Annotated in this window: 23 protein-coding genes and 1 pseudogene; 15 read left to right on the forward strand and 9 right to left on the reverse strand. The window is 33.4% G+C overall.

The features are described 5' to 3' along the window. Positions 1-28: 28 nt before the first annotated feature. Together ABXT64_RS05670 and ABXT64_RS05675 are read right to left on the reverse strand one after the other, a co-directional pair. Positions 29-1,648 carry a DUF1501 domain-containing protein gene (locus ABXT64_RS05670; protein ID WP_443634639.1) on the reverse strand — a complete coding sequence of 540 codons (1,620 nt, stop codon included), beginning with the start codon at positions 1,646-1,648 and terminating at the stop codon, positions 29-31. A gap of 6 nt (positions 1,649-1,654) precedes the next feature. Further along, positions 1,655-3,124 carry a DUF1800 domain-containing protein gene (locus tag ABXT64_RS05675; RefSeq protein ID WP_443634641.1) on the reverse strand — a complete coding sequence of 490 codons (1,470 nt, stop codon included), beginning with the start codon at positions 3,122-3,124 and terminating at the stop codon, positions 1,655-1,657. A gap of 115 nt (positions 3,125-3,239) precedes the next feature. Here ABXT64_RS05675 and ABXT64_RS05680 point away from each other — a divergent pair, with 115 nt between their 5' ends. Both ABXT64_RS05680 and ABXT64_RS05685 read left to right on the forward strand, forming a co-directional pair. Continuing rightward, positions 3,240-4,142, forward strand: a complete 903-nt coding sequence (locus ABXT64_RS05680) for a S66 peptidase family protein (RefSeq protein ID WP_443634642.1) — start codon at positions 3,240-3,242, stop codon at positions 4,140-4,142. Between the two features lie 26 nt (positions 4,143-4,168). Continuing rightward, positions 4,169-4,528, forward strand: coding sequence for a YraN family protein (locus ABXT64_RS05685; RefSeq protein ID WP_443634643.1), 360 nt, complete (start codon positions 4,169-4,171; stop codon positions 4,526-4,528). A gap of 30 nt (positions 4,529-4,558) precedes the next feature. Here the strand turns inward: ABXT64_RS05685 and ABXT64_RS05690 are convergent, their stop codons facing one another. The 3 genes from ABXT64_RS05690 to ABXT64_RS05700 form a co-directional block, all read right to left on the reverse strand. Continuing rightward, positions 4,559-5,887, reverse strand: a complete 1,329-nt coding sequence (locus ABXT64_RS05690) for a TlpA family protein disulfide reductase (protein ID WP_443634644.1) — start codon at positions 5,885-5,887, stop codon at positions 4,559-4,561. A gap of 102 nt (positions 5,888-5,989) precedes the next feature. Beyond that, positions 5,990-9,328 (reverse strand): transcription-repair coupling factor, encoded by a 3,339-nt coding sequence (mfd, locus tag ABXT64_RS05695; RefSeq protein ID WP_443634646.1) that lies wholly within the window; start codon positions 9,326-9,328, stop codon positions 5,990-5,992. Positions 9,329-9,351: 23 nt separating this feature from the next. Then, positions 9,352-10,500: an aminotransferase class V-fold PLP-dependent enzyme gene (locus ABXT64_RS05700; protein WP_443634648.1), complete on the reverse strand. Its 1,149-nt coding sequence runs from the start codon at positions 10,498-10,500 to the stop codon at positions 9,352-9,354. Between the two features lie 82 nt (positions 10,501-10,582). Here ABXT64_RS05700 and ABXT64_RS05705 point away from each other — a divergent pair, with 82 nt between their 5' ends. Beyond that, entirely contained in the window at positions 10,583-11,005 is a 423-nt protein-coding gene (locus ABXT64_RS05705) for a TerB family tellurite resistance protein (RefSeq protein ID WP_443634650.1), read from the forward strand. 38 nt (positions 11,006-11,043) lie between these two features. On the opposite strand, the gene fbp is transcribed toward ABXT64_RS05705, so the two are convergent. Then, a complete protein-coding gene (gene fbp, locus ABXT64_RS05710; protein ID WP_443634652.1) occupies positions 11,044-12,048 on the reverse strand; it encodes a class 1 fructose-bisphosphatase in 1,005 nt (334 codons plus the stop codon). Positions 12,049-12,130: 82 nt separating this feature from the next. On the opposite strand from fbp, the gene ABXT64_RS05715 reads away from it, so the two are divergent. From ABXT64_RS05715 to ABXT64_RS05735, 5 genes are all read left to right on the forward strand, one after another. After that, the gene (locus tag ABXT64_RS05715; protein ID WP_443634654.1) at positions 12,131-12,616 is read left to right on the forward strand and encodes a GNAT family N-acetyltransferase; all 486 of its coding nucleotides are present in this window, start codon (positions 12,131-12,133) and stop codon (positions 12,614-12,616) included. After that, on the forward strand, positions 12,613-13,869 hold the full coding sequence (locus ABXT64_RS05720) for an aspartate kinase (RefSeq protein ID WP_443634656.1): 1,257 nt from the start codon (positions 12,613-12,615) through the stop codon (positions 13,867-13,869). The genes ABXT64_RS05715 and ABXT64_RS05720 overlap by 4 nt, the downstream gene beginning before the upstream one ends. 71 nt (positions 13,870-13,940) lie before the next feature. Continuing rightward, a complete protein-coding gene (locus tag ABXT64_RS05725; protein WP_443634658.1) occupies positions 13,941-15,752 on the forward strand; it encodes a GNAT family N-acyltransferase in 1,812 nt (603 codons plus the stop codon). Between the two features lie 21 nt (positions 15,753-15,773). Beyond that, entirely contained in the window at positions 15,774-16,127 is a 354-nt protein-coding gene (locus ABXT64_RS05730) for an arsenate reductase family protein (RefSeq protein WP_443634659.1), read from the forward strand. Positions 16,128-16,129: 2 nt separating this feature from the next. Then, the gene (locus tag ABXT64_RS05735) at positions 16,130-17,014 is read left to right on the forward strand and encodes a DMT family transporter (protein ID WP_443634661.1); all 885 of its coding nucleotides are present in this window, start codon (positions 16,130-16,132) and stop codon (positions 17,012-17,014) included. A 395-nt stretch (positions 17,015-17,409) separates the two neighbouring features. On the opposite strand, the gene ABXT64_RS05740 is transcribed toward ABXT64_RS05735, so the two are convergent. Next, positions 17,410-17,886, reverse strand: coding sequence for an acyl-CoA thioesterase (locus tag ABXT64_RS05740; RefSeq protein WP_443634663.1), 477 nt, complete (start codon positions 17,884-17,886; stop codon positions 17,410-17,412). A 273-nt stretch (positions 17,887-18,159) separates the two neighbouring features. On the opposite strand from ABXT64_RS05740, the gene ABXT64_RS05745 reads away from it, so the two are divergent. The 4 genes from ABXT64_RS05745 to nadD are packed head-to-tail and all read left to right on the forward strand — an operon-like array spanning position 18,160 to position 21,214. After that, on the forward strand, positions 18,160-19,125 hold the full coding sequence (locus ABXT64_RS05745) for a YheT family hydrolase (RefSeq protein WP_443634665.1): 966 nt from the start codon (positions 18,160-18,162) through the stop codon (positions 19,123-19,125). A 54-nt stretch (positions 19,126-19,179) separates the two neighbouring features. After that, positions 19,180-20,037 (forward strand): YicC/YloC family endoribonuclease, encoded by an 858-nt coding sequence (locus ABXT64_RS05750; protein ID WP_443634667.1) that lies wholly within the window; start codon positions 19,180-19,182, stop codon positions 20,035-20,037. Further along, on the forward strand, positions 20,037-20,627 hold the full coding sequence (gene gmk, locus ABXT64_RS05755; RefSeq protein WP_443634669.1) for a guanylate kinase: 591 nt from the start codon (positions 20,037-20,039) through the stop codon (positions 20,625-20,627). Before ABXT64_RS05750 ends, gmk begins: the two co-directional genes overlap by 1 nt. Continuing rightward, positions 20,624-21,214 (forward strand): nicotinate (nicotinamide) nucleotide adenylyltransferase, encoded by a 591-nt coding sequence (nadD, locus tag ABXT64_RS05760; protein WP_443634671.1) that lies wholly within the window; start codon positions 20,624-20,626, stop codon positions 21,212-21,214. Before gmk ends, nadD begins: the two co-directional genes overlap by 4 nt. Before the next feature lie 37 nt (positions 21,215-21,251). On the opposite strand, the gene ABXT64_RS05765 is transcribed toward nadD, so the two are convergent. Continuing rightward, entirely contained in the window at positions 21,252-22,694 is a 1,443-nt protein-coding gene (locus tag ABXT64_RS05765) for a choice-of-anchor B family protein (protein WP_443634673.1), read from the reverse strand. Between the two features lie 408 nt (positions 22,695-23,102). On the opposite strand from ABXT64_RS05765, the gene ABXT64_RS05770 reads away from it, so the two are divergent. From ABXT64_RS05770 to ABXT64_RS05780, 3 genes and pseudogenes are all read left to right on the forward strand, one after another. Further along, positions 23,103-24,107, forward strand: a complete 1,005-nt coding sequence (locus ABXT64_RS05770; protein ID WP_443634674.1) for an NAD(P)H-dependent glycerol-3-phosphate dehydrogenase — start codon at positions 23,103-23,105, stop codon at positions 24,105-24,107. Between the two features lie 33 nt (positions 24,108-24,140). Further along, complete coding sequence (locus ABXT64_RS05775) at positions 24,141-24,272, forward strand: hypothetical protein (protein ID WP_443634675.1); 132 nt, start codon at positions 24,141-24,143, stop codon at positions 24,270-24,272. A gap of 11 nt (positions 24,273-24,283) precedes the next feature. After that, positions 24,284-24,361 (forward strand): annotated as a pseudogene (locus ABXT64_RS05780) (hypothetical protein); the annotation flags it as partial. A gap of 53 nt (positions 24,362-24,414) precedes the next feature. Here the strand turns inward: ABXT64_RS05780 and ABXT64_RS05785 are convergent. Beyond that, complete coding sequence (locus ABXT64_RS05785; protein ID WP_443634677.1) at positions 24,415-24,810, reverse strand: hypothetical protein; 396 nt, start codon at positions 24,808-24,810, stop codon at positions 24,415-24,417. Between the last annotated feature and the right edge of the window lie 26 nt (positions 24,811-24,836).

A 24,836-nucleotide genomic window follows, 5' to 3' on the forward strand; every position in this document is an offset into this window, starting at 1 on the left:
TTTTAATTAGATAGTAAATCTATTTCATTTATCTTATTAAAATAGACTTACTATAATATTGTCCTCCAGTTGAAATTCGATAAATATATTGCCCGTAACTAAGTCTTCCTTGTATTTTATCTCGCACATTAAATTGATGCCTCCCAGCAAATAAAAACTCGTTGGTAATGGTACCAATTTCTCTTGCCATCATATCATAAAGCTTAATAGTAACATGGGAAGTATTGGCTAAGTTAATTTCGATAAAAGTTTGATTATTTTGATAAATAGCTGTGTGTGCAAATCGGTTCGCATTACTAAAGTCTGAAGTAGAAAGTGCCCCACAAGTAAGTCCTAAATCTAGCGTTTCATAAGTTTCATTTAATAAAATAGTACTAACTATAGAAGGGTCTAAACAAAACCATTCGGTTAATACCGTGTTATAAATGTCTCTAAAATCGGAGGAGGGAATTAAATTATCATCTTCATCCCAGGTGGATAAATCGGGGTGGTTTCCAACAAATCCACTACCATTTAAAGCAGGTCCAAAAAGCATTACTGGAGAAGCGGCGCCATGGTCAGTTCCATTAGATCCATTTTCGTAAGGACGGCGACCAAATTCTGAAACCGTCATAGCTAATACTTTGTCATCCATTCCAACAGTCTTTAGGTCATCGTAAAAGTTTTTGATGGTAGAAGATAAATCCGATAATAACTCTTGATGTCTTTCAGGCTGTTCGGCGTGGGTATCAAAACTTCCTAAAGAAACCATGTATACTTTGCTTCCTAATCCCCCTTTGATTAAACGAGCCACAATCGCTAATTGTTCAGCTAGCTCTCCATCTCCATATTCCACGCTATTGTTGGCTGCTAAATAAGCATCGTTTATAACCCCAGAATAGGTAAAAGTAGTATTGGCAGTAGTTCTCATAAAAAGCAATTTATCGCCATACACACAATCTGGAATATCTAATACATCGTGTAAAGTGCCATTTTCAGCAACATTCTGAAGTTGTTCTGGGTTAACCACTGAAAAAGCATAGTTGCTATTATTTCCTTTAAAAATTAAATTTCCGATACTTCCAATTTGAACTGCTGGTGGAATTTCTGGTGGATTGATGATATAATCTGGGTAAAGATCTTCAAAATAGCGTCCCCACCAACCTGTTGGTTCTTCGTAGTTATCTGCGGTAGATGCCCAAATATCGGTTGATCTAAAGTGAGATAGGTTTTGGTCTGGATATCCTACACCGTGAACTACTTTCATGCTTCCATCACCCCAAACAGCTTCCAACTCACTCATATAATTAGGAATACCGAAATCACCATTCAAGTTGATTAAATCATTTTGTTGGTGTTTAATAGTAGGGCGTAAATTGGCATAGGTATCGTAATCATAAATAGGAACGATGGTGTTTAATCCATCGTTACCACCTTCCAAACGGATAATTACAAGGATATTGTCGTTTTCATTTTCTGCTAAAGCTACCGCTAAAGGGGAAGGGGAAGTTGCAGAAATAGCAGTACCCCCTAAAAGCATGCTTCCGCCACCTGCAAGACCTAATGCCTGGATAAACGAACGCCTATTCCATTGTGTATGCTCATGATCGTGAATCTTTTTTTCCTCCTTAGATTGTTGATCCTTTTTATTTAATTTATTATTAATCATGGCTTTTTATTTAAGTTGGAATTCAGGAATGGTTGCTAAATGAGATAATAATAAAAACAGTTGATAAGGAGCTTCTTCCCAATCTAGGTTCCAAAGACCATCATCATAATAATTTTGAGGTATTTCCCATTTTAAGACATCTGTAGCAATTGTATAATCACTTGCCGTATAGAGTTCTTTAGACATAAAATGATTAACCAAAACTTCTGTTATGTATTCAGGATCATTACTGTCATTTGTCAACTCTTTTGCAAAATCAACAAAGGTAGCCGCTAACCCATTTTGAAATAAAATACTAAGATATAACTCCGTAAATTGCCAGCGTCCGGTAAGGGTTGAGGTACTTATCCAATCTTCATCTCTTTGCCAACCCGCAACATTTGGGGGGTTAAACAACTTTTGACCGTATATGCCTGAAAAATAGAGGAGTGCTTCCATTAATTCATCATTATAAAAGAATCCAGATTCGTTTATAAATTGCATCGTAATATCGAACGGACTTTTTATGATTACACCCAAAGCTCTTTCATCAAAAAAGTGTTCGCTTTTAAAGAGTTGCTTTAGCATTGGAGCTAATTCAAAATTATTATCTACTAAGGTTTGAGCCAAGGGATTTATTACATTATCAATGATAACAGCATCAATTTCTTGACCTACAAAGTATTTATATAGTTTGGTGCAAATATAAGTGGCTATTTCCGTTGCTCTTTTCTCAAATAAAATATCGATTACATCATCGTATCTCCAGTTTCCAGTTTGACCAAAGATCGTTTTATCACCATCCACCCAAGTCACTTCATTAAAATAAAAAGGAGCTCCTAGCTCCGTCCAATGGTTATAGCCCGTTAATGCTTTTGCAGTTTCAGTTATATCTTGTTCCATGTAGTTATTTCCTTCACCCAAGGTAAAAAGTTCGTATAATTCTCGAGCATAATTTTCATTGGGCTCGACATTGGTGTTTTCATAACCATTTAAATAAATCAACATTGCTGAAGAAATTCCTATTTCTCTAACAAAATCTTTTAAATTACCAATAGCGTGGGTTTGTGAAATGTTATAATACTGAAATAAATAAGGAGAATAATTATGGCTTTCTAAGTCAGCAACAAAATGATTCATCCAAAAGGAAGCTAATCGGCCTCGTAGATTTTCAGTAATTAAGTCATTACCTGTTTGTATTTTCCAATCTTGGATGTATTGCTGATTTTCCTCATCAAAATCGGTAAAATCAGCTATTACATAATTTCCCCAAAATGGTGTGGTACTAGGTGGTTTGTTAATTGCTTCTTCAACTAAATTGTCTATAAAATCATTAGGCGATAAACTTAAAGCGGCATCAATAGCATCTTGAGAAGCCCCAAAACCAAGTCGACGATACACGTGATTTATTTTAGTGGTGTTCCAAGGATTTTCTCCAGAAGGAATATAAGGCGTGAGTGTAGATTCGTTACACGAAATTAAGGGCGTTGTTTCCATATAGCAAAGGAATTTAAAAAAAAAAGATACTAAAATTATTCGGCTTATTACTTCTATGACTAAAGATTAACGAAAAGGATTAATTTTTTATTACTTTGAACCGATAAATAAAAACATGATTCGCCCAAATTATTTAAAAGAAGGAGCTGCTATTGCAATTGTTTCAACAGCGAGAAAAATTACCACGGAAGAACTTCAACCCTTTTTGCAATTAATTAAAAATTGGGGATTAAAGGCTGTTCTTGGCGATACTATAGACACTGAAGACCATCAATATGCTGGAGATGATGCATTGCGAACAAAGGATTTTCAAGATGCTTTAAATAATCCAGAGATAAAAGCGATTTGGTGTGCTCGAGGAGGATATGGAACGGTACGGATTATAGATGATTTAGATTTTTCAGAATTTGTAAAAAAACCAAAATGGATTATTGGATATAGTGATGTTACGGTACTTCATAGTCATATTCATAATTTAGGTGTTGAAACGCTACATGCAAATATGGCCATGGAAATGGATGTAAAAACCGCAGCAACTCGAAACTCTCCTTTTGAAGTGCTCTTCGGAAATAATTACCAAGTGAAATACCCTTCAAACCATTCTTTTAATAGAAAAGGAACCGTTAGCGGAACACTTGTTGGTGGGAATCTATCGATATTATATTCATTGATTGGAAGCCCTTCTCATATCGATACTGATGGAAAGATTTTGTTTATTGAAGATTTAGACGAAATGCTCTATCATTTGGATAGAATGATGCAAAGTTTAAAACGAAGTGGAATGCTTTCAAATATAAAAGGATTGATTGTTGGCGGAATGAACGACATGAATGATAATACAATTCCTTTTGGAAAATCGGCTGAAGAATCAATAAGGGAACTAGTTTCAACCTATAATTTCCCTCTCTGTTTTGGATTTCCGGCGGGACACGTTAATGACAATCAGGCTTTAATATTGGGAAGAGAGGTACAATTTGAAGTAACAGAAAAAGAAGTAACTTTAAGATTTAATAAATAAGAATCCCACTTTCGTGGAAAATAAATATGGCTTATCACAATGAATTAGGGAAACTAGGGGAACAATTAGCAACTAATCTATTGCTTGAAAAAGGATATGAAGTTTTAGAACGAAATTTCACCTTCCAAAAAGCTGAAATAGACATTATAGCTAAAAAAGGGAATGAACTTATTATTGTTGAAGTAAAAGCTAGAAATAGCGATTATTTCGGAGATCCTCAAGAATTTGTGACACCTTCAAAAATTAAATTACTGGTAAAAGCGGCCAATGAATATGTTATCTCAAATAATCTTGAAGTTGAGGTTCGATTTGATATTATTTCAGTAATTAAAAATAATAATGTAGAACAACTAGAGCATTTTGAAAATGCTTTTTATTATTTCTAATTCCTTGCGACGAAAAGCAATCTATTTTATTTATTTTTTATTTAGGTATTGCTGTAATTCATCAAAATTTTCAGGTTTAAATATAATTTTTTTGTCTTTATCTAAAACAAAGTATGTTGGCGTTGAACTAATATCATAATCTCTCCCAATTTTATTTTCCCATTTTCCTAAAGCTAATACATGTATGAAATTTGGGAAGTAAGAGGTTTCACTTCTCCAACTTGAATTTTCATCCTCTAAACCAATCGCTATTGCTTTGTATTCATTGTTTTGAAAAGAGTCTATCGATTTATAGAGTTCCGGAATTTCTTTTAAACAATGAGAACATGAACTACTCCAAAAAACAATGATATAATTTTCAGCTACATTTAACTCATATAGAGATTGAGTTAATATTTTTTTCTCTTCTTCAATTTCCCAAGAAAAATTAGGTGCGATATTGCCTATCGACAAGTTTTTATACAAGGTTAAATTTTCGACAAGCGCTTCGTCTTGAAGTTCAGTTGCTATTGCAATTAAATATCTTTCAGCAATATAATTTGCGGGATCTGGCATGTTATTTTCAACAAAATTTCGCCAAATGTTCTTTAAAAATATTTTCTGAAAACCTCTGTCTGTTTCTCCTAAACTTGAAAATATTGTATCAATTGTAGGTTGATAATACAACGCTCCTTTTTCACTAACATCACTTAAACTCATCACAAAAGCAATAGCGCGATCGATTAAAAAATTTGAGCCTTGTAATACTGGGTCTGAAAAATTAACCGAATTAAAATAATTCTCTTTTACGTTTTTAATATAGGTTGAAGCATCTTCATACTTTGAAGAAATATAAGGTTTACTTGCTTTAATAAAATTTAATGCCAGTGTCCCAGTTGCATTTTTTTCAAATTTATTTTGAGTTTCTGAAAGCTTTTTAAATTCCTTTTTAATTTCAGATTTATTTATACTAGCTTCACCATACAAACGACCAATATCATCTCCTATATCCATCATGCTATTCATATAGTCTTTAAGTAAAAGGTTTTCTTCTGAAGAAATAAATACAGCTCCTTTTTCTTCGCCAAACGTAAGTTCAACATCTTCTTTAGCATTATATATAACATCAAAGTTTTTGATTTCCTGAGGGACATTATATACAATTTTATAAATCCCTTTGGGCGTATTCTCAGGAAGTTTGAATTCAAATTTTCCTTCTGAAACTCTCGCTTGAGCGGTATACACTTTTGAAGTTGGTGTTACTTGGTATAAAACAGCCCAGGTAAAATCTTCAGCAGGTGTAAAATTTCCTTTTATACTGTGTTGCGAAAACACTACAAGAGGAATAAATAAAAGGAATAATATAAGGTTTTTAGGCATTATGGTCTTTTTTATTATAGAAAATATATGATTACGGTACCAGTCAGTAAGATAACGAAAATATCAATTTTAATTGTGTTTGGGGACAATAGAAAACACTTTTTAGGTGATAAAAGGAGCTAAAACCTTTAAAACGTGATCAATATGATTAATCTTGTCGATGGTCATTAAAAGTTTTAATCCAGTTCTTGTGCTTTTCTCTTTAATAGAAATAAAGTGTGTTTTTTGTTGTGCAAATTTTAAAACATTGTTAAAGTCATCACTTTGATAAAAACTACTTTGTTGATCTGAAACAAAATAACCTACAAACTTTCCTTGCTTCATTATTACTCGCTCAAGCCCCATATTTATTGCAATCCATTTTACACGAACACTGTTTAATAAATCAATTACTTGAGGAGGCATTTCTCCAAAACGATCAATAAGTTCTTTTTCATAATTTAGTAATTCCTCTTCAGTCTTAATCGTACTTAGCTTGTTGTAAAGCGTTAAACGTTCTGTAATATTATTGATATAATCATCCGGGAAAAGTAACTCGAAATCAGTATCAATAACAGTTTCTTTTATATATCCTATTTTCTCATGTTCAGTCCCCTCATATAAGTCTTTAAATTCTTTTTCTTTCAATTCATCTATAGCTTCAGCAAGAATTTTTTGATAGGTTTCAAAACCAATTTCATTAATAAATCCACTTTGTTCACCTCCTAATAAATCTCCAGCACCACGTATTTCAAGATCCTTCATGGCGATATTTAACCCACTACCTAGACCGCTAAATTGTTCTAATGCAGTAATCCGTTTTCTAGCATCATCGGTCATTGCAGAATAAGGCGGCGTAATAAAATAACAAAATGCTTTTTTATTGCTTCTTCCAACTCTTCCACGCATTTGATGAAGATCTGAAAGCCCAAAATTATTTGCATTATTAATAAACATGGTATTTGCATTTGGCACATCCAATCCACTTTCAATGATGGTGGTAGAAACTAACACATCAAATTCATTATTCATAAAAGCCAACATGAGGCTTTCAAGTTTTTTACCTTCCATTTGCCCATGGCCAATTCCAATCTTAGCATCGGGCAATAAACGTTGAATCATACCTGCTACTTCTTTTATATTTTCTATTCTATTATGAACAAAAAATACTTGTCCACCACGAGATATTTCATAGCGCAAAGCATCTCGAATTAATTCTTCTGAAAAACGAACTACTTGTGTGTCTACTGGATATCGATTCGGAGGAGCCGTACTAATAATAGACAAATCCCGAGCTGCCATTAAACTAAACTGAAGGGTTCTTGGAATGGGCGTAGCTGTAAGCGTTAAGGTATCAACGTTTTCTTTAATGGTTTTTAATTTGTCTTTAACAGCAACTCCAAATTTTTGTTCTTCGTCGATAATAAGCAATCCTAGATCTTTAAAAACAACCGCTTTATTTACTAATTGATGGGTGCCAATTACAATATCTAATCGCCCGTTTTTTAAGTTTTCTAATACGTGATTACGCTCTTTTGTTGTTCTAAATCGGTTGAGGTAATCCACATTAACAGGTAAATCTTTTAAGCGTTCCGTAAACGTTTTAAAATGTTGAAAAGCTAAAATGGTAGTAGGTACTAAAACAGCCACTTGCTTTCCATTGTCTACGGCTTTAAATGCGGCTCTAATAGCTACTTCTGTTTTTCCAAACCCTACATCACCGCACACTAAACGGTCCATTGGGCGATCACTTTCCATGTCTTTTTTTACATCTTCCGTTGCTGTAAATTGATCGGGAGTATCTTCATAAATAAAAGACGATTCTAATTCATGCTGTAGATACGTATCTGGATCGAAAGAAAAGCCTTTTTGAGTTCTACGTTTTGCATATAATTCGATAAGATTAAATGCAATTTCCTTAACCCTAGCTTTGGTTTTCTGTTTCAGTTTTTTCCAAGCACCACTACCTAATTTATACATCTTAGGTTCTTTCCCGTCTTTCCCGGTGTATTTTGAAATTTTATGAAGGGAATGGATGCTTAAATACAGAATATCTCTTTCACCATAAATAAGTTTAATGGCTTCTTGTGTTTTTCCTACTACGTCAATTTTTTGAAGCCCACCAAATTTTCCGATACCGTGGTCAATGTGAGTTACATAATCTCCTACTTCAAGATTGGTAAGCTCTTTTAAGGTAATAGCTTGCTTTTTGGCATAGCCATTTTTAAGCTGAAATTTATGATAACGTTCAAAGATTTGATGGTCGGTATAACAAACATTTTTCTGATCGTGATCAATAAATCCTTGGTATAATGGAAAAACAATGGTTTCAAATTGATGAACTTGTTGTTCTGTATCTTCAAAAATATCATGAAATCGTTTTTCTTGCTGACCGCTACTACAAAATATATAGTTAGTATAGCCCTGCTCAGTATTTTCATTCAAGTTTTCAATGAGAAGATCGAATTGTTTATTAAATGAAGGCTGCGGCTTTGTATTGAAATCTATTTCAGAAACATCTGAAACAACATTTTTTATTTGAACTTTTGTAAAGGAAGCCAACTGAGTTTTAATTAAACTAGAGGCACAAAAAAGATCTTTAGGCACACTTTGTTGTACTTCGGAATTTAGTTCCTTAAAAACAGCAGTAGCCTTTAGAAAAAGTTTGTCAAGACTGCTGTATAAAATCTCTTCATTTTTTAATAAAATGACTGTTTTTGAAGAAATATATTTTAAAAAACTCTCCCGTTTTTCTTCTATCATTTTGTTTTCCATATTCGGAATGATAGAAATCTTTTTGGTTATCTCAGTGGAGAGTTGAGTTTCAACATCAAAGGTTCGAATACTTTCCACTTCATCTCCGAAAAATTCAATTCGATAAGGCGCATCATTACTAAATGAAAAAACATCTAAAATACCTCCACGAACAGAAAATTCGCCAGGTTCGGTAACAAAATCGGTTCGTTTAAAATGATATTCAAAAAGTACTTCATTGACAAAATCTATAGAGAGATCGTCTCCGGTAGAAATTTTCAAGGTATTTTTTTCAAGCTCTCTTTTAGTCACTACTTTTTCGAAAAGCGCTTCAGGATAAGTAACAATAAAAGCAGGTTTTTTTCTCGAGTTAATCCGATTTAAAACTTCAGAGCGAAGTAAAACATTGGCATTATCGGTTTCCTCAATTTGATAAGGTCTTCGGTAACTTCCAGGATAAAACAACACATTTTTATCGCCTAAAATGTTTTCTAAATCATTAAGGTGATAGGCAGCTTCTTCTTTATCATTTAATATAAATAAAAATGGCTTTTCGGAGGTTTTAAATATCTCAGCTATAACAAGCGATAAAGAAGATCCGGCAAGTCCAGAAATTGTAATTTTTTCTTGAGATTGGACAATATTATCCCTCAGTTTTCTGGAATTTGAAGACTGTGTGAAAAGCGAAGAAACGGCTACCTTGCCCATTGGGGCAAAAGTATTTTATTTTTTTATCTGAAACAAGCAACTAGCTTCATTAAATCTTCTTTTGTATTATAAACATTTGGAGAGACTCGAACAGCATTTCCACGATAAGAAACAAAAATATTGTTTTTTATGAGTCTGTTTTTTAATTCTGAAAGCGCTAAATGTTCTGGGAGATACACCCCAAACAAATGATGCCCTCTAAAAGACTCGGCTTCAATAAAACATCCTAAATCACGTAATTCTTTAATTGCATCTTCAGAAATTGATTGACAATACGATTGAATATATTCAGGGGTCCATTCTAATAATTGTTTAATTCCTTCAGAAAGCATGGGAGTTAAAATAAAATTACTCGATTGTCCAACATCATACCTGCCTGCTTTTGGAGTATAGTTATAATTGTAATTTACTAATTGAGAAAAGTCTTCGCTTCCTTCATGATTCATCCAACTTTCTTCGATGGGAAGCCCATCATTAAATCGATCAGAATAATAGGCAACACCTGAAGAATAAGGCCCCATTAACCATTTATAGCCAGCACAAATTAGTGCATCGGGTTGGATGTCTTTTACAGAAAAGGGAAAAGCACCAACGCTTTGTGTTCCGTCAATTATTAAATAAGCGTTTACTAAATTCGTTTTCTCTCTAATTGCCTTTAAATCGAAATAGGTGCCATCCGCCCAATGAAGTTGAGGAATTGCGACTACTTTAGTTTTTGAATGTATTGCATTTAACAGTGTTTCATTCCATTTTTTTGCTCTATTAGGGCCAACTTGAGGAGCTTCAACCGTTTTAATAATACAACCCGTTTCTGTTTCTCGACGTTTCCAGGCATAGATATTACTAGGAAACTGTTCTTTCAAAACTAAAACCTCATCTCCTTTTTGCAATGAAATATTATTGGCTACCGTAGAAATTCCATAGGAAGCAGAAGGAATAATAGCGATGTTTTGATAACTATCCGCCTCAATAAGTTGAGCAAATCGCTTTTTTAGCACTACTTGCCTTGAAAAAAAATCACTTTCAGTTAAATTTTGAGGATTGCCTTTTATTGAAATTGATTCGACTCCTACTTGTTCAACAGATTTAAGTAATGGTGACATATAAGACCCATTAAGGTAGGTTATATTTTCAGAAAGACTAAAGAGGTGTTTTTTTGATTTTAATTCCATCCCGAAAAGATAAATATTTCCTTGATAATTCTTATTAAAAAATGAGACTTAAGTTTTATATTTGCACTACAAAAATTAAGACATGTCATTTACAGATTTATTTAAAAGCGGAGAACATTCTAGAAACTTAAGTCATTTCGCATCTTTAGTTACTTTAGCATCGATTCAAGGTGAGATAAAAGAAACAGAAGCTAAGCTTTTAAAGCGTTTTGCAAGAAAACTTGATATAACAGAACAGGAAATAGAAAAGGTTTTAAAGAACCCTACAAAATTTCCTATTAATCCCCCAAATAGTGCAGACGAACGTTTAGAGCGGATGCATGATCTTTTTAAAATAGTTTTTGCAGACCATGAAATTGATGACGAAGAACATCAATTTTTAGAAATCTATGCAATTGGTCTTGGTTATACAGAGGAATTAGCTGCAAAATTGATCAAACGTTCCGTCCAAATTTATATGGGTGGATTAGACTTTGAAGATTACCGCTACTTACTTAATAAATAATAATTTATTAAAGTTTTTATAAAAATGGAATACGATTATTATTCCTTTTTCATAAACTCTTCTGCCTTTTCAACCATTAATTTACTTCCGCAAATAAATGGAACTCTTTGGTGTAGCTCGGTAGGCTTAATATCTAAAATACGTTGAAACCCATCACTTGCTTTTCCACCAGATTGTTCAGCAATAAATGCCATTGGATTACATTCGTATAATAAGCGAAGTTTCCCACTAGGATCTTTAGAGGTGCTTGGGTAAATATAAATACCCCCTTTAATCATATTTCTATGAAAATCGGATACCAAAGAACCAATATACCTAGAAGTATATGGGCGATCTTCTTCTTCTGTTTGACAGTATTTAATATAGTTTTTAACCCCTTGAGGGAAGTGAACATAGTTCCCTTCGTTTACAGAGTAGATATTCCCTTTTTCTGGGAACCTCATGTTAGGATGTGAAAGATAATAAGTTCCAATAGCTGGATTCAAGGTAAATCCATTAACGCCATGACCTGTAGAATATACGATCATTGTTGAAGTTCCATATACAATATAACCTGCAGCTACTTGTTGATTTCCCGGCTGTAGAAAATCTTCTAGAGTTACTGGAGTTCCAGATGGGGTAATACGTCTATAAATTGAAAAAATAGTTCCTACAGAAACATTTACGTCTATGTTTGAAGAACCGTCTAAAGGATCGATTAAAACCACATATTTATTGTCGTTTTTTTCATTTCCTCCTTTGATGGCAATAAAATCATCTTCTTCTTCACTTGCAATTCCACAAACAATTTCACGATTGGTAAGTGTTTTTATAAAGACATCATTCGCATAAACATCCAATTTTTGTTGGTCTTCACCTTGTATGTTTGTATCGCCAGCATTTCCTAATATATCAACAAGCCCAGCTTTGTTAACCTCATGATTTACAACCTTCCCCGCTAATCGGATAGAGTTTATAAGTCTAGAAAGCTCCCCAGAAGAGTATTTAAATTCCTGCTGATTATTGATGATAAATTCGCCTAATGTTTTGTTTTGAGTTGACATTATATTTTATTGACTTGAATTTCATACAAATATCGTGTTTTTTAAGAAAATGAACCGATATTTGTTGAGCAAAAACAAAAGAATGCAAATTCAAATTTACAAAGCTACTAAAGAGGACATGCCACAGGTATTAGAGCTCATTATAGAACTCGCGGTTTTTGAAAAAGAACCCGATGCTGTTGAAGTTACTGTAGATGATTTATTGAAAGAAGGTTTTGGAGAAGATCCTTTGTTTATTTGTTTTGTAGCCAAAGTTGAAAATAAAATTGTTGGGATGGCTCTCGTATATTTTAGGTTTTCGACCTGGAAAGGAAGAACAGTGCATTTAGAAGATCTAGTCGTTAAAGAATCGATGCGTGGAAAAAATGTAGGGAAAGCACTTTATTCTGAAGTTATAAAATACGGTCATCAAAAAGGAGTTAAAAGAATTGAATGGGCAGTTTTAGATTGGAATCAACCCGCTATTAGTTTTTATGAAAAAACAGGAGCCAAGTTGCATAAAGATTGGTATTTGGTAGAAATGAACGAGCAAGGAATCAAAAGCTATATAAAAAACTTAAAGGGATGAAAGTATTTAAGTTTGGAGGAGCGTCTGTAAAAGATAAAGCAGGAGTACAAAACTTACTTGCTGTTTTAAAAACAACGGGAGAAACTGAATTAGTAATTGTAGTTTCTGCTATGGGTAAAATGACCAATAGCTTTGAAGCAGTGGTGTCAAATTACTTTAATAATCAATCGGAAGTAAAAGCATCAATTGCTTCGATTTACGATTTTCATCATGTAATTATGATGGAATTATTTGCAAATCCTTCCCATCCTGTATTTGCAAAAGTGATTTCCTATATCAATAATTTGAATCAGTTTTTAGAGACCAACAAATCGAAACAACATGCTTTTGTTTATGATCAAGTGGTATGTACTGGCGAACTTATTTCAACTACAATTATATCCTTTTATCTTTCAGAACAAGGAGTTAAAAATAGATTTCTTGACATTCGAAACTGTATAAAAACAGACGCAAATTATCGCGATGCGAATGTAGATTGGGAAGTAACACAGAAGAAAATTGTTTCAGAAATAAACACAAAAGAAATTACCATTACACAAGGGTTTATTTCCGCAGAAAAAGACCATAATCTTACCACAACCTTAGGTAGAGAAGGGAGTGATTATACTGCTGCAATTATTGGATACTGTTTAAATGCAGACAGTGTGACCATTTGGAAAGATGTTCCAGGAGTGTTAAATGCAGACCCTCGTCATTTTAAATCTCCTCAATTATTACATCATATTTCGTATAGAGAAGCGATTGAATTTGCGTTTTATGGAGCTTCTGTGATTCATCCTAAAACGATTCAGCCATTGCAACGAAAAGAAATTCCATTATACGTTAAATCGTTTTATTCGCCTTTAGATGCAGGAACCTGTGTTGGAAAAGGAGTGACGCTTGATCCCATGGTTTCTTGTTTTATTCTGAAAAAAAACCAAGTACTTATTTCTCTGTCTTCTTTGGACTTTTCATTTATGATGGAGAACCATATTGGCGAGGTATTTAAATTACTTCATTTGTATAAAATGAAAGTGGAATTAATTCAGAATTCAGCCATAAGTTTTTCAGTATGTATTGATAATAAATACAACCGACTAGATGAGTTACTTTCGAAGCTTAGAGAAAAATTTAGAGTAAAATGGAATGAAAATGTAACACTCTATACAATTCGTCATGCCAATCCCGAAGAAATATTAAAACTTGTAAATAATAGAAATGTTTTAGTGAAGCAAGAAAGTAGAGGAACAGTTCAATTAGTTATAAAAGAATAATATAGTACGATTCGTTATATTTGTGATTACCTTAAAAATATTTAGGCCACGTAAAAATTTATAAAAAGCACATGGGTTTAGTTAATGCAAAAGAAGTGGCAAAAGCTATAAAAGTAGACAAGTTCGGTTTTATAGGCACTTTGATAGGCTGGATACTTATGAAGGTTTTAAAAATTACGAACCTTAACAGGGTTTATAATAAACACAAACATTTAAAAGATGTAGCGTTTCTTTCTGCGCTTCTTGAAGAGTATGAAATTAAATTTGAAATACCGGAAGAAGACTTACGAAGAATTCCAAAAAACGGTGCATTTATTACCATTTCTAACCATCCTTTAGGAGGAATTGATGGCATTTTATTGCTAAACCTTTTATTAGAACATCGTACCGATTATAAAATAATGGCGAACTTTTTATTGCATCGCGTTGAGCCATTAAAACCTTATATAATGCCCGTAAATCCTTTTGAAGGAAGGAAAGATGTAAAGTCTAGTATAGGCGGATTTAAATCTGCTTTAATGCATTTAAAAGAGGGACATCCTTTAGGAATTTTTCCGGCAGGAGAAGTTTCAACCTATAAAGATGAAAAACTAGTAGTTGATAAACCTTGGGATTTGGCAGCCATGAAACTCATAAAAAAGGCAAATGTACCGGTGGTTCCTATTTACTTTCATGCCAAAAACACGAAGTTGTTTTATCGCTTAGCAAAACTGAGCGACACTTTACGTACGGCTAAATTACCTTCAGAATTACTAAGCCAAAAGGAACGTATCATTAAGGTTAGAATAGGAAGGCCGATCAATATAAAAGACCAAGCAGAACACGAATCTCTTGAGGGCTATACTAACTTCTTACGAAGAAAAACATATATGCTTGGGAATGCTTTCCAAAAGAAAAGATTATTAGAGAACATTCCTAAAAATTTAAAATTTCCAAAACCTCCAAAAAAAATTGCGAAACCAGTTTCTATTGAAGAAATAGAAAGTGAAATTGCCATTTTAAGAGAGGGAGATAAACGATTACTGAAAAGTAAAAATTACGAGGTGTTTCTAGCTGAAGCACAAAAAATTCCAAACATCATTCAAGAAATTGGACGATTACGTGAAATTACTTTTAGAGAAGTAGGAGAAGGAACAAACAATCCAATCGATTTAGATAAGTTCGATTCTTATTACCACCATATGTTTTTATGGGATAATGAGGCTAAAAAATTAGCAGGAGCTTATCGCATGGGGTTAGGGGCTCAAATATTTTCAACATACGGAATAGACGGTTTTTACCTTCAAGATTTATTTCGATTTGAACCGGAGTTATTCCCTATGATGAGTAAATCTATTGAAATGGGTCGCGCCTTTATTATTAAAGAATATCAAATGCGACCAATGCCTTTATTTTTATTATGGAAAGGAATTGTGCATACTACGCTAAGATTTCCCGAACATAAATACCTTATTGGTGGCGTAAGTATTAGTAATAAGTTTTCTGAATTTTCTAAATCATTAATGATTGAATTTATGAAATCTAACTATTACGATCCTTATGTCGCACAATACATTAAACCCAAAAAAGAGTTTAAGGTAAAACTGAAGGATGCCGATAAAGATTTTGTATTCGATGCAACAGAAGCCGATTTAAATAAATTCGATAGAATAATTGATGAGGTAGAACCTGGAAGTTTACGTATGCCTGTTCTGATTAAAAAATATGTAAAACAGAATGCAAAAGTAGTTGCCTTTAATGTAGATCCTTTGTTTAATAATGCGGTCGATGGCTTGATGTACATTCGTATTGCAGACATTCCAGATAGTACTGTAAAACCTGTTATGGAAGAGTTTCAAGCAGAATTAGAAAAAAAATACGGGGCTAAAACAGAGGAAGAATAAACTCCTTACTAGCTATATTTTATGAAGAAATTTTATTACCTCTCTACCTGTGATACGTGCAAACGTATTATGAACCAATTGAATCTTCCAGGCGATGTGATCCAACAAGACATAAAAGCACAACCCTTATCTGAAACCGATGTAAGTGAAATGCATCAAATGTCGGGCAGTTATGAAGCATTATTTAGTAAAAGAGCACGATTATATAAGGAGCGTAATTTAAAAGAAAAAGACTTAAAAGAAGCCGATTTCAAGCAACTTTTATTAGAACACTATACTTTTCTAAAAAGACCTGTTTTGATCAATAATGATGAAATTTTCATCGGAAATAGCAAAAAAACAATCGAAATGGCACAAATATCGTTAAAAAACTAAAAATGAATCAACGCGCACTAGCCTTATTAGCAGCCACTTTGGCGAGTGCTATTTATGCTGTTAATCATACGATTGCAAAAGGGCTAATGCCAGATGTTATTCAGCCCTATGGTTTTATACTTTTACGTGTTGGTGGAGCGGTTATTTTGTTTTGGGTGGTTGGCATTTTTTATCCTTCCGAAAAAATAGAACCGAGAGACTGGAAACGCATCATTGCCTGTGGTTTCTTTGGGATGGTCCTTAATATGCTTATGTTTTTTAAAGGCTTAAGCTTATCAACACCTATTAATAGTTCGGTAGTAATTACGATTGCTCCCGTACTGTTACTCATACTTTCTGCTATATTTTTAAAAGAGCGCATCACCTGGTTAAAATTTATTGGGATTAGTTTAGGGCTCGTTGGAGCTTTGCTTTTGGTTGTATTTGGGTTAAAAACGCAGGCAAACGCACCTAATATTCCTTTAGGGAATATGTTATTTATAATCAATGCAGCTTCGTATTCGGTGTATTTAATTTTAGTAAAACCTTTAGTAGGGAAATACAGCTCCATTACCTTAATGAAATGGTTCTTTCTAGTTGCAGTTATAGTTAATATACCAATCGGTATAAATGAGTTTATGGAAGTCTCATGGACGCAACTTTCAGGGATTACTATATTGAAATTAACTTTTGTAGTGGTAGGAACGACCTTCTTAACCTACTTGTTTAACATTTATGCATTAAAACAGTTAAGTCCTTCTACCATTGGAGTTTTTATGTATTTACAGCCTATTTTAGCTACATTTTTTGCAATACTTGCAGGTGCAGACACACTTACTACCTTAAGAATCGCAGCAGCAGCACTTATATTTTTAGGGGTGTTTTTAACGACGAGGAAACCTAAATAACAAGATTGGTGTCTTTCAGAGGGAGGAATGACCGAAGAATCTTTTTATATAATTATTAGAGATTCCTCATTAACATTCGGAATGACAAAAGGTATTTCTTGTCATAATAATCGAACCTTGTCATCCTGAAACATTTTCTTGTCATCCTGAACTTGGTTCAGGATCCATTCAGTATTCGCATAAGTATCGTGATGGATTCCCAGTCACACTTCGACTTAGCTCAGTGGGACAGCTGAGAATGACAAAAGAAATAACTTTGTCTACATTAACCTTGTCATCCTGAACTTGATTCAGGATCTATGATAAATTAGTTGCAATCAAAATAGATTCCCAGTCACACTTCGACTTAGCTCAGCGGGACAGCTGAGAATGACAATACATTTGCGCTAAATATTTTATTTCAGATGCTGAGGAACTTGCCCAAACTTACGGGTGTCTTCTTTGGTTAAGGTTTTAAAATCATCTGTTTTTGAAAGACTGTTTAAACTCTTAAATAAATCTTCTGGGAGTTCACGAAGTTTGCGTTCGGTTAGATTAATCCATCCTCCCATCATTTCACATCGAGCGATATTTATTCCCTGTTCATTGTAAAAATTATGTAAAAACTGAAAATACATTCCACCTTCAGAGATTCCTTTTAATTCTAAGGATACGCGAATAGGTTTTCCTGGAAATGCTTCTTTAAAGTAAAACATGTGTTCATAAAAAACTACGGGTCCAATGTCGTGTTTTACCATATTTTTTTGTCCAAAACCGTTTTCAAGCATAAAACTAAGTCGGGTATGACTCATATAATTGATGTAAGCACTATTGGCTAGATGACGGTTGGCGTCAATATCATTCCATCGCACTTCAAATTCTTTTATATACATCGTAGATTTTTTTACAAAACTAACCCAAAATATGCAATAGAAAATCTATTACAAGTGGAAATTACTTCAAATTTGTTCGCTTTGCTATTTTTTTATTTTTAACCATAGCCTGTGCTATGCCGAAAATTATAAAAAACCCAAATTCATTGGAATTTCTCCTCTCATTACGAAGTTCTTTTGCATATTTTGGGTTTATTTTCTTTCTGAATAAATACTACCTTGAAAGTCTGTCTCATATTTTGTTTATTTGTGATGAATTAGAATATTTGTCCTATGCCTATCTTAACGAGCACGTATAATCCTCCCTGGATTTTTAAAAACAGGCATATTTCTACCATTTATTCAGCTAAATTTCGTCCTATTCCGAAGCTAATACAACAAAGAGAACGGGTCCATTTATCGGATGGTGATTTTTTAGATATCGATTGGTCTTTTTCTGAAACTCCCACAAATAAGGTTGCAATATTATTGCATGGCTTAGAAGGAAATGCACAACGGACTTATATTAAAAGTTCGGGAAAATTGCTTATCGAAAACCAATGGGATGTTGCCGCAGTAAATTATAGAGGTTGTAGTGGCGAACTAAATGAATCGTTTCAAACCTATAATGCTGGGAAAACAGACGACTTAGAGGCAGTCATTAATTTTATTCTTGAAAAAAACACCTACGACGAAATTGTTTTATTAGGTTTTAGTTTGGGAGGTAATTTATTACTGAAATATTTAGGGGAACGTGACATACTTCCGAAGCAAGTCAAAAAAGGAATATCTATTTCATCGCCTTTAAGTTTAAAGGGATCCTTGATTGCATTACAAAAACCTGAAAATTGGGTGTATCGGACTTCTTTTTTACTAGACATGCGAAAAAAGTACAAAACCAAAATGGCAAAGTTTCCAGATAAAATGAATAAGGAAACACTGAAAAAGATAAAATCACTGTTAGATTTTGATAATTTGTACACAGCTCCTGCACACGGATTTAAAGATGCAGACGATTATTACGCAAATAATAGTTGCTTACAATTTTTACCTAATATAAAGGTGCCAGTATATCTTTTAAATGCCAAAAACGATAGCTTTTTATCTTCGGATTGTTATCCGACTGGTCTTGCAAAAAATTCGAAAACGCTATTTTTAGAAACTCCTAAATACGGAGGTCATGTAGGGTATCATCTCAATAATTCAATCTATTATAGTGAGAAACGAACCTTAGAATTTTTGAACGATAGCTTCACCTAACCAACAACCCATAACACCTATTTTCACTATCTTTGCCCTCTATAAAATCTATGTATGATTAAATCGATGACAGGTTATGGTAAAGCAGTAGTGCAATTACCAAGCAAAAAAATTACAGTAGAGCTAAAATCTCTAAACAGTAAAAATTTAGATTTAAACGCGAGAGTTCCTTCTTCGTATAAAGAAAAGGAGCTTGAAATGCGAGGTGAAATTTCTAAATCTTTGGTTCGTGGTAAAGTTGACTTTAGCTTATATGTAGAGTCTACAGGAGAAGATACTCATACAAAGCTCAATGAAGTTGTAGTTAAAAATTACATGCAACAATTAGGAAAGGTGGTAAATGCAGATGAAACAGAATTGCTAAAAATGGCGATGCGCATGCCTGACACTTTAAAAACAGAACGGGAAGAAATAGATCCTTCTGAATTTAATGAAATCAATCAAGCACTAGAAGAAGCCTTAAAAGCCATCAATATTTATAGAGAAGATGAAGGGAAGGCAATGGAAAAGGATTTTGTGAAACGATCTGGATTGATCGCCGATTTGTTAGAAAAGATTATTGAAATTGACGCACAGCGAATGGATATCGCTAGAGGTCGTTTGCGTAAAGCGGTGAGTGATTTAAAAGAAGCTGTGGACGAAAATCGATTTGAGCAAGAGATGATTTATTATCTAGAAAAATACGATATCACTGAAGAAAAAGTACGGCTAAAAAATCACCTAGATTATTTTAATGAAAGCCTTCAGTCTGACGATTCTAATGGAAAAAAATTAGGTTTTATTGGTCAGGAAATAGGAAGAGAAATCAATACTATAGGTTCTAAATCTAATTTTGCGCCTATGCAACAATTAGTGGTTCAGATGAAAGATGAGCTGGAAAAAATTAAAGAACAAGCCTTAAATATTTTATAATGAAGGGAGGAAAATTAATTGTTTTTTCGGCACCTTCAGGAAGTGGAAAAACAACCATTGTCAGGCATTTATTATCTCAAGAACATTTAAACTTAGCTTTTTCTATTTCGGCAACATCTAGAGAACCAAGAGGAGATGAAAAGGACGGTGAGGATTATTATTTTATCGATTTAAAAGAGTTCAAACAACATATAAAAAACGAAGATTTTTTAGAATGGGAAGAAGTATATCGCGATAATTTTTACGGAACATTAAAAGAAGAAGTTGAACGTATTTGGGCACTAGGTAAAAATGTAATTTTTGATATTGATGTGGTAGGAGGATTACGAATTAAAAAGAAATTTCCGAACAAAACCTTAGCGGTTTTTGTGAAACCTCCAAGTGTGGATGAGCTTAAAATACGTTTGAAAAAAAGAAAAACAGAAAACGACGAAAAAATAAATATGCGGATTGCAAAAGCTTCTGTTGAAATGGCTACAGCGCCTCAATTCGATTTTATTATTGAAAATGATACGTTAGAAGTTGCATTTAAAGAAGCAGAGGTCTTAGTTTATAATCATATCCAGAAGTCTAGCTCTGAAGAAGAATGAGTACAAAAAAAAACATAGGATTGTATTTTGGTACGTTTAACCCAATCCATTTGGGGCATTTGACCATTGCCAATCATATGGTAGAATTTTCTGATTTAGATGAAGTATGGATGGTGGTTACTCCGCATAACCCACATAAAAAGAAGAAAACCTTATTAGAAGACAATCATCGTTTAAATATGGTTCGTATTGCTCTAGAAGACTATCCAAAATTGAAAGCTAGTAATATAGAATTTGATCTGCCTCAACCTAATTATACCGTAAATACCTTAATTCATTTGGAAGAAAAATATCCCTCAAATGCCTTTTCATTGATTATGGGTGAAGACAATTTAAAATCGTTTCATAAGTGGAAAAACTATGAAGTGATTTTAGAGAATTATGCTATATATGTATATCCAAGAATTTCTGAAGGCGCTTTAGAACATCGTTTCACAGATCATCTAAAAATCACAAAAGTAAATGCTCCAATCATGGAAATTTCATCAACTTTTATACGTAAAGCTATTTCAGAAGGAAAAAACATTAGACCGCTTTTACCTCACAATGTTTGGGAGTATGTAGATGAGATGAATTTCTATAAATAGAACCCTTGTCATCCTGAACTTGATTCAGGGTCTCATCCTACTCTTTTACCACCTTTTTAGTAACACTACCTTGATCTGTTTCTATTTTAATAAATAATAAGCCAGTGCTAATTTTTGAAACATCGACGCTAGAAAATTGATCTTCTTTAAGTAATATTAATCTTCCTAAAGCATCATACACACGTATGTTTGTGATTTGCACACTGTCTTTAATGTCAATTTGTAATAGATTTTTTACAGGGTTTGGATAGATTGAGATGCTGGTGTTTAATGAATTGTCATTTAAACCTAAACTACTATCTCTCACTAGATAAAAACCTCCAGGATAGTTATTGTCTGTATAGCTTAGAGCAGAAATCATAATGTTTCCACTTTCAAAATATGGATATACAGTGAAAGCACCATTGAAACTAGCTACATTATTAGGAGGATAAACATCGAAAGAACCAGACTCAGTAAGGTTACCATTTGCAATATCTGAAATATCTATAACACGCATTCCAGCAGCATAATTTGCTAAATAATAACTATCTCCTAATACATATCCGTTGTGATCTATAGCGGCAGTTGGTCCGAAATATTCAGATAATTGTGTAGGGTTGTCTAAATCTTCAAAATCGAAAATAATAGTTCGAGTATTGATCCCTGTATTTGCTTCATCGGCTTCATCTCCAAGCAGAAAATAACGATGATCCTCCGTTAACCAACCTTGGTGCGCATGATTACTATTGGTATAACTAAAACTTGTTATGGCTTGTGGGTTAGCTTTGTCAGTAATATCTACAATCGTAACATCTTCATCATATCCATTGCAACTTATTAATATTTCATGTCCTGCATAATCTGGATCAGGACCACTATAAGTTACCACTTGAGCATCGTGCGTATACACACCACTAAAACCTCCAGCAGCAACTGGATTTAAAGGGTCTTGAATGTTTATAAAGTGAATACCTCCACCAAAAGTATTGGTTCTCACAGCATAGGCAAAACCTTCAGTTTCATTGATAACAAGATTGTGAGCGTTATTAAAACCACTATAATGAGCATCTTCTGAAAATGTTTCAGGAGGATTGGAAACAGAACGTAAACGAGTTAAGTCGAATATCTGCATACCATGTGGTCCATTATTATCACTAACAATAAAGGCATAATTATTATAGGTTTTAATATCCCTAAATATGGTTGAACCCGTTGAGGTAGGAAGTTTACCTAAATAAACAGGGTTGATAGGATCAGAAATATCAATAAATGCAGTTCCGTTATCTAAACCAACAATTGCATATTCTTTATTGTCTTGTGGATCTATCCAACCCCAAGAGTCATTGGCGTTAGTTGCATCTAAATCTGCAAAAGAGATATGAGATAAAAGATCATAGCCTTCGCAAGGATATGTGCCAGCCATTCCTCCTACACAAGGAGTTTGTGCCAGTATAAAAGAATAAGAAAATAATAGAATTGTAAGAGTAATGTTTTTCATGTGTCTATATTATTTTATTAAAACGGACATACTTCGACAAGCTCAGCACAGGCGTGGCTGTTCGCTAGTACTTATCTCCTTTGGAGATAAAGCTTTTAAAATGCTCGTTCCATAATTAATTTAATTGAGGATGAATTTAACTATTAATATCCTGATATTCGATCTTTTAGAAATATTAACAAAAAAACCGCTCCCTTATTGCTAAGGGAGCGATTCAAAATTAAATAACCAACCAAAACTAATTTGTGTATGAATCACAAACCAACTTATTATACATCCTTAACGCAAAGATTAACTTCAGCATTGTTTTTAATATCATAATTGAATGTTAAACTTTTAAATCCCTTATTTTAACAATTATAAATGCCATGATATAATTGTGTATTTTTGAAACCAGAACTTAGGATTATGACTAACAAACCAAAAGTTGCAGTATTCGGAGGAGGTAGTTGGGCAACCGCTATCGTTAAAATGCTTTGTGAAAACCTAGAAGAAGTGGGCTGGTACATGCGTAGCGAATCGGCTGTAGATTATATAAAGAAAGAGCATCATAATCCAAATTATTTAACTTCCGTTGAATTTGATACCTCTCAACTTAAATTGAGTATTGATATTAATGAAATGGTTCAATATGCGGACTATCTTATTTTTGTGATTCCCTCTGCCTTTGTTGAAACTGAATTAAAAAAACTAAACGTTTCTTTAGAAGGGAAAATTATTTTTTCGGCTATTAAAGGGATTGTTCCTGAAACAAGTTTAATTGTTGGGGATCATTTTTTTACTAATTACGGGGTCCCTTTTAAAGATATAGGTGTAATTACCGGTCCTTGTCATGCTGAAGAGGTTGCTTTAGAGCGACTTTCTTATCTTACTATTGCTTGTGATGATTCAGAAAAAGCACAAGTTGTAGCCAATCACCTTTCTTGCGATTATATAAAGTGCAAAACTAGCGATGATATCATTGGTACAGAATATGCCGCTATGCTTAAGAACATTTATGCCTTAGCCGCAGGAATTGCACATGGATTAGGCTATGGTGATAATTTTCAGAGTGTGTTAATGAGTAATGCAATTCGCGAAATGAAACGGTATGTAAAAAAGGTGCATAAAATGAAACGCGACATTAACGGTTCAGCTTATTTAGGCGATTTACTAGTAACAGGATATTCTACTTTTAGTAGAAATAGAATGTTTGGAAATATGATCGGGAAAGGATACACCGTAAAAAGTGCCCAAATGGAAATGAGTATGATTGCCGAAGGATACTACGCAACAAAAAGTGCTTTTAAATTAAATGAAGCTAAAGGCAAAAAAAAGGCTAAAACCCCTATTATTAATGCCGTGTATAGTATTCTCTATGAAAATAAAGATGCAAGAAAGGTCTTTAAAGCTTTGACGGATGAATTGGATTAATAAGACAATGACCTAGCATTACAGAACATTAGTATGGTGCCTAACCCAACTTCTGGAATGTTAAGGGTTAATTCTCCAAATGCTTTGGTAGAACAAATAGATGTGATTGATGTACATGGAAGACTCATATCTTCAAAACAATATGAAAATAGCAATCATACCTAGTAGACTTAAGTAGCTTGGAAAGTGCACTATATTTTGTGAAAGTATATACTAATGAAGGAACCCTAATAAAACGTGTGATAAGAAAATAAGTGTAAATAAATAACAATTTAAAAAACCACTTAACATTTGCTAAGTGGTTTTTTTATTCCGCTACTACACAATCTTGACCCATAAGGTCAATAAATACAGTATTTTTTTCTGAAATATTAAAAGGAGGAAATTCAAAATTACGTTCAAAAAGTTTTCCTTGAGCGAAAAAAGTAACCAAGTATTCATTGGTAAACCCAAAAACTTCTTCTGCAATAAATTCAACTTTTGCACCAGCATGTCCAGGAAGATCACCTAGGCCATGACGTAATGTTGTGGTTTTTTTATTTTTAGAATTACCACGAGACATCACCAAAACAGATTCAATCAAATCTTCTCTGTTATTGATAAGGTATACATTCCAGGTTTGGGCTAAAAAATCTTTGTCCCATTCTTTCGTTGCTACAATCTGAATGTTTTCAGCAATAGGAATTTCTATATCTTTTTTCATATTTGAAAAGAATTGTCAGGTCGAGC

The organism is Candidatus Marifrigoribacter sp. Uisw_064, assembly GCF_047730175.1.
Classification (GTDB): domain Bacteria; phylum Bacteroidota; class Bacteroidia; order Flavobacteriales; family Flavobacteriaceae; genus Marifrigoribacter.

What these genes read in the sequence shown, in the direction of transcription:
- ABXT64_RS05670 (WP_443634639.1), bottom strand. Translation starts at nt 1,648, where the DNA reads ATGATTAATAATAAATTAAATAAAAAGGATCAACAATCTAAGGAGGAA.
- ABXT64_RS05675 (WP_443634641.1), bottom strand. Translation starts at nt 3,124, where the DNA reads ATGGAAACAACGCCCTTAATTTCGTGTAACGAATCTACACTCACGCCT.
- ABXT64_RS05680 (WP_443634642.1), top strand. Translation starts at nt 3,240, where the DNA reads ATGATTCGCCCAAATTATTTAAAAGAAGGAGCTGCTATTGCAATTGTT.
- ABXT64_RS05685 (WP_443634643.1), top strand. Translation starts at nt 4,169, where the DNA reads ATGGCTTATCACAATGAATTAGGGAAACTAGGGGAACAATTAGCAACT.
- ABXT64_RS05690 (WP_443634644.1), bottom strand. Translation starts at nt 5,887, where the DNA reads ATGCCTAAAAACCTTATATTATTCCTTTTATTTATTCCTCTTGTAGTG.
- mfd (WP_443634646.1), bottom strand. Translation starts at nt 9,328, where the DNA reads ATGGGCAAGGTAGCCGTTTCTTCGCTTTTCACACAGTCTTCAAATTCC.
- ABXT64_RS05700 (WP_443634648.1), bottom strand. Translation starts at nt 10,500, where the DNA reads ATGGAATTAAAATCAAAAAAACACCTCTTTAGTCTTTCTGAAAATATA.
- ABXT64_RS05705 (WP_443634650.1), top strand. Translation starts at nt 10,583, where the DNA reads ATGTCATTTACAGATTTATTTAAAAGCGGAGAACATTCTAGAAACTTA.
- fbp (WP_443634652.1), bottom strand. Translation starts at nt 12,048, where the DNA reads ATGTCAACTCAAAACAAAACATTAGGCGAATTTATCATCAATAATCAG.
- ABXT64_RS05715 (WP_443634654.1), top strand. Translation starts at nt 12,131, where the DNA reads ATGCAAATTCAAATTTACAAAGCTACTAAAGAGGACATGCCACAGGTA.
- ABXT64_RS05720 (WP_443634656.1), top strand. Translation starts at nt 12,613, where the DNA reads ATGAAAGTATTTAAGTTTGGAGGAGCGTCTGTAAAAGATAAAGCAGGA.
- ABXT64_RS05725 (WP_443634658.1), top strand. Translation starts at nt 13,941, where the DNA reads ATGGGTTTAGTTAATGCAAAAGAAGTGGCAAAAGCTATAAAAGTAGAC.
- ABXT64_RS05730 (WP_443634659.1), top strand. Translation starts at nt 15,774, where the DNA reads ATGAAGAAATTTTATTACCTCTCTACCTGTGATACGTGCAAACGTATT.
- ABXT64_RS05735 (WP_443634661.1), top strand. Translation starts at nt 16,130, where the DNA reads ATGAATCAACGCGCACTAGCCTTATTAGCAGCCACTTTGGCGAGTGCT.
- ABXT64_RS05740 (WP_443634663.1), bottom strand. Translation starts at nt 17,886, where the DNA reads ATGTATATAAAAGAATTTGAAGTGCGATGGAATGATATTGACGCCAAC.
- ABXT64_RS05745 (WP_443634665.1), top strand. Translation starts at nt 18,160, where the DNA reads ATGCCTATCTTAACGAGCACGTATAATCCTCCCTGGATTTTTAAAAAC.
- ABXT64_RS05750 (WP_443634667.1), top strand. Translation starts at nt 19,180, where the DNA reads ATGATTAAATCGATGACAGGTTATGGTAAAGCAGTAGTGCAATTACCA.
- gmk (WP_443634669.1), top strand. Translation starts at nt 20,037, where the DNA reads ATGAAGGGAGGAAAATTAATTGTTTTTTCGGCACCTTCAGGAAGTGGA.
- nadD (WP_443634671.1), top strand. Translation starts at nt 20,624, where the DNA reads ATGAGTACAAAAAAAAACATAGGATTGTATTTTGGTACGTTTAACCCA.
- ABXT64_RS05765 (WP_443634673.1), bottom strand. Translation starts at nt 22,694, where the DNA reads ATGAAAAACATTACTCTTACAATTCTATTATTTTCTTATTCTTTTATA.
- ABXT64_RS05770 (WP_443634674.1), top strand. Translation starts at nt 23,103, where the DNA reads ATGACTAACAAACCAAAAGTTGCAGTATTCGGAGGAGGTAGTTGGGCA.
- ABXT64_RS05775 (WP_443634675.1), top strand. Translation starts at nt 24,141, where the DNA reads ATGGTGCCTAACCCAACTTCTGGAATGTTAAGGGTTAATTCTCCAAAT.
- ABXT64_RS05785 (WP_443634677.1), bottom strand. Translation starts at nt 24,810, where the DNA reads ATGAAAAAAGATATAGAAATTCCTATTGCTGAAAACATTCAGATTGTA.